Origin of the sequence: Corynebacterium macclintockiae, from assembly GCF_027570165.1 — a bacterium.
Classification (GTDB): Bacteria; Actinomycetota; Actinomycetes; order Mycobacteriales; family Mycobacteriaceae; genus Corynebacterium; species Corynebacterium macclintockiae.
In genome coordinates, this window is record NZ_JAKMUV010000031.1 from 1 (window position 1) to 937 (window position 937).

Here is a 937-nt window from a genome sequence, read left to right on the forward strand (position 1 = left end):
TTGCTTGCCGAGCTGACCTACACCACCAACACCCGCGGCCACCGCGCCACCACCGCCATCGACAACCTGGTACGCACCATTGACATCGACACGCGTGGACGCATCACCGGTGATCACACCAACCTGTTGGATTCGGCAACACCTGGCGGGCTAGCCCCTGTTGCTGGTCGTGTCTTCACCTGGCGAGCAGACTCCACCCTCACCGCCATCACCGACCAACTCCGCGGCACCACCCGTTTCACCGTCGACGCTATCGGCCGTGCTACCAGTGCGACCCGCACCCCCAACACCAACCCCAGCAACCACACCAACCGCGACACCACCACACCACGCACTCCTGCACGAGCAGGCACTCCAGCACAATCAGGCAATGCCACCGGTGGGGTGTCCGCCCAGGAGAACTATTCCTTCACCCCGGCAGGTGTGCTGGCCTCTACCACTGACAGGGTCATCGACTACCACAACACCCTGCCGGTCAAAGTCGGCCGGACTACCTACACCTACGACGCTGCAGGGCGTATCACCCGCACCGTGACCAAACGCCTGGGTAAGAAACCGTTGGTGCATCACTTTTACTACGCCACCGGTGAACAACCCATCGGCTTTACCTCCTCCGATGAACCAAACACCGGCTACCGCTACACCTACGATGGTCTCGGCCGACGCGTAGCCAAAGACACCATCAACACCACCACCGGAGAAGTTACCCACCGTGACATGTTCACCCACACCGGTAACCAACTAGCAGCCGTCACCACCACCATCGACACCACCGATCCGACACGTGTGGGTGAAGGATACGTGTGGACTACTGACCCTGCCACTGGTGAGACACACGGCCAGATCGCACTAACCACCAGTAGCACCAATGGCGCCACCCAGACTCCGGCTACCCCTGCCGCCACGTGGTCCCAGGCCCGGGTTGATGCGACGTTCT

Annotated in this window: 1 pseudogene; it reads left to right on the top strand. The window is 61.5% G+C overall.

From position 1 onward, the window contains the following. Nucleotides 1-937 (top strand): annotated as a pseudogene (locus L8U58_RS10140) (RHS repeat-associated core domain-containing protein); the annotation flags it as partial.